Origin of the sequence: Cylindrospermum sp. FACHB-282, assembly GCF_014697195.1 — a bacterium.
Classification (GTDB): Bacteria; Cyanobacteriota; Cyanobacteriia; order Cyanobacteriales; family Nostocaceae; genus Cylindrospermum.
Window position 1 is genome coordinate 39635 of record NZ_JACJRJ010000049.1, and the last position, 6330, is coordinate 45964.

Below are 6330 nucleotides of genomic sequence, written 5' to 3' on the forward strand. Positions count from 1 at the left end.
CAATATCAATAATTCTACATCCAAACAAATGTGGAATTTACTGTAGATTTGCGACTGACAAATATACTACGGTTAACCAATCAACATATAGTAATTTCTTCTCTTCCCTCTTCCCTTCGCTCTATGCAGCGTCCTTTGCGGTTCCTTCCTCTTCACTTCAACATCCCAAAATGAAAAACCCCCAGCGGAACCATGGCAACCTACAACAACATTTTGCAAACAATCGGCAGAACACCATTAGTCAGACTCAACCGCATTACCGAAAACATCCCCTCCAGCATCTATACCAAAGTAGAATATCTTAATCCTGGCGGCAGCACCAAAGATAGAATAGCCCTCTCCATGATAGAAGCCGCAGAAGCAGCAGGACACTTGCAACCTGGTGGCACCATCATCGAAGCCACCGCAGGCAATACAGGAGTCGGACTAGCACTAATTGCCGCAGTCAAAAAATATCGGTGTATCTTCGTCATGCCCGATAAAATGAGCCAAGATAAAATCAACCTACTCAAAGCTTATGGAGCCGAAGTAGTAGTCACTCCCACATCAGTAGCACCAGACGCACCAGAAAGTTATAACGGCGTAGCCGAAAGACTAGCCAAAGAAATCCCCGGTGCATACAGACCAAATCAATTTGAAAACCCAAATAATCCCTTAGCCCATTACCTCACCACAGGCCCAGAAATTTGGTCAGATAGTCAGGGAAAAATAGATGTATTTGTAGCTGGTATGGGCACAGGTGGCACAATCTCCGGAGTAGCCAAATATCTCAAAGAACAAAACCCAAATATTATAATTGTTGGTGCAGACCCAGAAGGTTCAATTCTTTCCGGCGATAGTCCTAAATCTTACAAAGTTGAAGGAATTGGCGAAGACTTTATCCCTAAAACATTTAATCGGCAACTAGTCGATGAAATGGTTCGCGTTAGTGATAAAGAATCCTTTAACATGGCTCGCCGCCTCGCACGAGAAGAAGGCTTATTAGTGGGAAGTTCCTGTGGTACAGCAGTAGCCGCAGCCCTCAAGTATACAGCCCGATTATCACAACCTAAATATATAGTTGTGCTGTTACCAGATACAGGCAGAAACTACATCAATAAAATCTATTCCGATGCCTGGATGCAAGAAACCGGGTTTTGGGAAGGGACAACCGTCAGACCAATAAAAATTGGTGAAATTCTACTACAGAAAACAGATTTTCCCTCTCTGATTGCTGTTAGTCCCCGTGACACCCTAAGCAAAGCCACAAACTTACTGCAAAAGTTAAATATTTCCCAGCTACCAGTAATAGATAACAACCATGTACTAGGCAGCCTCAACGAAGCATCTTTAATGAAATTCCTCCATGATGGCATCAACTTTTCTAATCAAGAAGTTTCCGCAGTCATGGGTAAACCCTTGCCGAGTCTTGATGAAGAAGTCGATATTTCCGAAGCTTATCGAGTGCTATTATCAGGCACAACAGGAATTATTATCACACGGCACAAAGTCCCCATAGGCTTAATTACCAGAGCCGATTTAATCAGATATTGGATTAGTTCAAACCAGGAAGAAAATGCAATTTGAAACTAGAGCAATTCATGAAGGACAACAACCAGACCCCCAAACAGGCGCTGTAATTGTACCGATTTACTTAACTTCTACATATCAACAAGAAGCAATAGGGCAACACAAAGGTTATGAATATTCCCGCACAGGGAACCCCACCCGCAATGCCCTAGAACAATCTTTAGCCTCTATTGAAAACGGTAAATTTGGTTTAGCATTTGCCTCTGGGTTAGCTGCCACAACTACTGTATTAAGTTTACTTAAAACTGGCGATCATATTGTTGCTGGTGATGATTTGTATGGTGGGACTTATCGCTTATTAGAAAAGGTGGTAAATAATTGGGGTGTGAAGACAACATACATAGATATAGATAATATCCCTGAATTTGAAACAGCCATTCAACCCAATACCAAGTTGATTTGGATTGAAACTCCTACAAATCCACTGTTGAAAATTATTGATATTGTCTCCCTGGCGAATCTTGCCCGGAAAAACAATATTATTCTAGTGGTTGATAATACCTTTGCTAGCCCTTACTTTCAAAAACCATTAGAATTAGGTGCTGATATTGTGGTTCACAGCACCACCAAATATCTAGGGGGACATAGCGATGTTATTGGCGGCGCAGTTGTTACCTCTAATGAACAACTATACACAGAACTCAAGTTTTATCAAAATGCCATTGGAGCGGTTCCCAGTCCTTTTGATAGTTGGTTGGTTCTGCGAGGTATTAAAACCTTAGCCGTGAGAATGCGCGAACACGAAAAAAATGCTTTGTTTTTGGCAGAATTTTTAGCCAAGCATCCCAAAGTAGAGAAAATTTATTATCCAGGTTTGCCTAGTCATGAACAACATCAACTAGCAAAAGAGCAAATGTCTGGCTTTGGGGGGATGATTAGTTTGGAATTAAAAGGTGGTTTCGCTGAAGTGGAACGCTTTGCATCCCGCATCCAGCTATTTTTATTAGCGGAGAGTTTAGGAGGGGTGGAATCGCTGCTTTGCTATCCCGCCAAAATGACTCACGGTTCTCTACCGCCAACAGAAAGACTAAAACGCGGAATTAAGGATAATTTAGTTCGTCTTTCCGTAGGAATTGAGCATTCCCTAGATTTGCAAGCTGATTTAGAAAATGCTCTGTCGTGAAGTACCCCTTTTTGCTTCGCTGAAAAAGGGGCTTCCAATTTCAACTACAACAATGACGGTCTTATTCGTCTTTCGGGTTTCCCGTCTCATCCGCTGTTGCCACGTTAGGGATTCCTATTGCTAGGAGTTCGGGACTAAACCCGATCATGGTCTTACACCGCATCCACAGGCAGCCGCCCATCTTCCATAGGCAGTTTGATTGTTTTACCGTACATTCCTGTGTGGCTTATCTTTTACCGCCTTAGTAGATAGGCGAACCATTAAAAGGACTGTGTTTGTTAGGGTGCGTTACGCTGTCGCTAACGCACCGAAAGCACCTTGCTTAGGGGAATGGAAGAGTTACGGATTGCTACAGTTATTTACCTAAACCGTCATATCTGTTTGGATCTTTTTTCTCCTTTTTATCCTTGGCATCTTTTTTAGGTTTTTTAGTTTCTCTATTACCTTTTTGTTCCTTCGACATGAGCGTTCTCCAACTAGGTTAATCATTGATACTCCCCAGCCCTAAAGAGACGGGGATTATTGCCAACCTTTTCAGGTGACAACGGCATAATCAAAAATGCCTCTACCCACTCAAACAGTTCTCGCTGAAATCGCGCTTTTTGAGTCCTTCTTGGCTCCCCATCCTGCCATTATTTGCCCTTTAAGTGTTCCGCACAACTGGCGGATATCACGACAATGGCGGGATTGCTCTGTACTAGGGTAGTTTTTCGCGCCGTTCGCCTAGCGGACGCACCAGAAGGTTGTTCTTACTTGCTTAAGGCTTAATTTTATTTAATCGATGGGCGTGAACATGAGCTATTTCACCAAAGACTGGATGGGGGAAAGGTCAAGTTCTGCTACTAACTACCATCATAGAGTGTTATTTGATTTTCTGAATGAGTTGAATAACTAAGACACAAAACGCAGAAAAGACTGTTTTTGCCACAACCCTATTTGAGGTTTATTTAGAAAACAGATAAATTCGGGCGCTAGAGGAATAACTCATCTCAAAAGTTGAGTTTAGACTTAACTAAACCTATAATCTCTCCAAAAAGCCGGAATTATCCTCAAAAATTAGCATATAAGCAAAAGCCATCAATGAGCCAATCGCGTCTACACATCGCTGGGAATGGTAGATAAATATATTTTTTCAAGAAGTTTGATAGAAGTTAACCAATAATGTCTTAATAGAACTTCATAAATGTTATTCATGAGGCATTTGTCAGCAAATCATAACATTGTCTTTTTAGCAAATATCAGCCTGGATTTTGGACTTTAATCCCAAAACTTACAGGTTTGAAAAATACCCACCTCCCTAGGGGATATTTTAGCCCTTAATTAGCAATGATTTCTCCAAAAATCGCACTAAATTATGTGGAATTAACACCAACCAATTTACGGTAAATATATCGGAATTGTTGGCTTATAAATTGCCAAGAAAAAAATGACATTGACTCTTTAAAAAGATATGATTACTGTTATAAGTAGTCCTGCCAAGGACACCATCTACACATCAGAAAATCAAGAGGTAATTCCTATGATGATGATGATGACTGAAACCATGACCACTGAAATGCAAACTTGTATGAATGCTTGCATGGAGTGTCACAAGATGTGCCTGGAAACCATGACTTACTGCATGAGCAAAGGCGGTAAGCAGATGGACATGAGCATGATGAGCATGATGCGCGATTGCTCAGAAATGTGCATGATGTGCATGAGCATGATGATGGGTGGTTCTGAGTTCATGGGACGCACTTGTATGCTTTGTGCTGAAATGTGCGATCGCTGTGCGATGGCTTGTGAACAAATGAGCGATGACGCCAAAATGATGCAATGTGCTGCCGCCTGCCGCAATTGTGCAGAATCTTGTAGAGCTATGCAAATGATGCCTGTTTAATTTCATTAACCAGCAGAAGTTTTTCTGCAACCTAATATTCAAGCGCCCAGGCTCCTAGAGTCCGGGCGTTTGAAGTTTTATAACCAATTAATCAAGTATTAATTTTCTTTTAGAAGTACAAAGCTTGCACAGCCACAAATCAGGCTTCTATGAAATACTAATTCTGCTGTATTTTATATCTAAGGGCAGATGAAACAGCTAAAATCCCGTTCTCAAGATTTGCGAAGCCTGTTCGAGAACAATATCACAATTGAATATGTGGCCGAACCCCTAAAAGCTGTGTCAGCTGATGCACAGGTAACAGAGGTACTCTCTTGGATGCAGCTACAAGATTTTGATGTTGTTGGTGTGGAGTCGGGAGATAGTATCAGCGGTTATGTAGAACGCTCTACTTTGATGCTAGCCAACTCTGGCAAGTGCAGCGACTATCAACGGGTGTTTAATACTAAAGAACTCGTTGCCATTTCTACGCCACTGATTAAGTTGTTACCCATCTTGCAACAAACTCCGCGATTATTTGTTTTAGATTGTAATCAGGTGACTGGCATTATTACCTGTGGTGATTTGCAAAAAGCACCAGTACGAATGCTGCTGTTTGGCTTGGTGACGTTACTAGAGATGAATCTCTTACGACTGGTAAGGCTTTATTATCCCCAAGATTGTTGGCAAAAAGTCCTGAAACCGGAACGTTTAGAAGCTGCTCAAAAGTTATGGCGAGAAAGTAGAGAAAGAAACGAAGCTACAGATTTGTTAGATTATCTACAATTTTGTGATAAGCGCGATTTAGTTTTAAATCAACCTGAACTTTTCCAGCAATTAGGACTAAAGTCAAAGCGCTCTGGTGAACGTTTTCTCAAGTTGGCGGAACACTTGCGAAACCAATTAGCTCACGCTCAAAATTTAGTGAGTGGTTCTTCTTGGACAGAGTTGATTTCTTTAGCTGAGGCGATGGAAAAACTGTTGATTCGCTGTGAGGAAGTGGAATAATATCAAGTCCGCTAAATAGTTATGTTAAGGGGTTTAATTTTGCAGTTTAATTTTGAGTTAAACTTCTGGTTTATAGCTGAGAAATCAACACTAGTAGCTGAAACTAAGGAACTTGTGAATTTTCCCCTTTATTTTTGGTTGGGTTCCTGGCGAATTCATCCGCATATCTTATTTGAGTCTTTGGCTTATACTGTCGCCTTGCGTTTATTATTGCGTAATGTTGGTAAAAAAGATTTAATTGCACCCAGTCAACGCAGTTCTGTGATGGTTGGCGGGATGGTGGGCGCTTTAATTGGTGCTAAGGTGTTGGTGGGGCTGCAACATCTTGATTTAATCTGGCAAAATCCCCAGCAATTACTATTATTATTCCTGCAAGGGAAAACTGTAGTTGGGGCGCTGTTGGGTGGGTTGATTGGTGTGGAAATCACCAAAAAAATCATTGGTGTTCGTCAGTCTACTGGTGATGTGTTTGTTTATCCGTTGATTGTGGGGACAGCGGTTGGCCGGATTGGTTGCTTTCTGACGGGGTTAAGCGATCGCACTTATGGAATCGCCACTACATTACCTTGGGGTGTCGATTTTGGCGATGGGATTAGTCGCCATCCTACACAATTATATGAAATCATATTTCTGATTTTTCTAATTGTGTTTGGTTCTTCAGTACCTGTTATGCTAAACTATTAAATTTAAAGATTAAAAAATGTAATTAAGTGTATCAAATTATTTTTATAAGCCTTACTGCACTTGACATGTAAGGAATATTTATTGT

Annotated in this window: 4 protein-coding genes and 1 pseudogene; all 5 read left to right on the forward strand. The window is 41.1% G+C overall.

Annotated features, from left to right (window positions below; translation table 11 throughout):
• Window positions 1–192 precede the first annotated feature (192 nt).
• On the forward strand, window positions 193–1566 hold the full coding sequence (locus H6G32_RS21415; RefSeq protein WP_190461910.1) for a cystathionine beta-synthase: 1374 nt from the start codon (window positions 193–195) through the stop codon (window positions 1564–1566).
• Window positions 1556–2692: a cystathionine gamma-synthase gene (locus H6G32_RS21420; RefSeq protein ID WP_190461912.1), complete on the forward strand. Its 1137-nt coding sequence runs from the start codon at window positions 1556–1558 to the stop codon at window positions 2690–2692. The genes H6G32_RS21415 and H6G32_RS21420 overlap by 11 nt, the downstream gene beginning before the upstream one ends.
• 1519 nt (window positions 2693–4211) lie before the next feature.
• A complete protein-coding gene (locus H6G32_RS21425) occupies window positions 4212–4574 on the forward strand; it encodes a four-helix bundle copper-binding protein (RefSeq protein ID WP_190461925.1) in 363 nt (120 codons plus the stop codon).
• A 189-nt stretch (window positions 4575–4763) separates the two neighbouring features.
• Window positions 4764–5561 carry a hypothetical protein gene (locus H6G32_RS21430; RefSeq protein ID WP_190461914.1) on the forward strand — a complete coding sequence of 266 codons (798 nt, stop codon included), beginning with the start codon at window positions 4764–4766 and terminating at the stop codon, window positions 5559–5561.
• A 114-nt stretch (window positions 5562–5675) separates the two neighbouring features.
• Window positions 5676–6212 (forward strand): annotated as a pseudogene (locus tag H6G32_RS21435) (prolipoprotein diacylglyceryl transferase); the annotation flags it as partial.
• Window positions 6213–6330 lie beyond the last annotated feature (118 nt).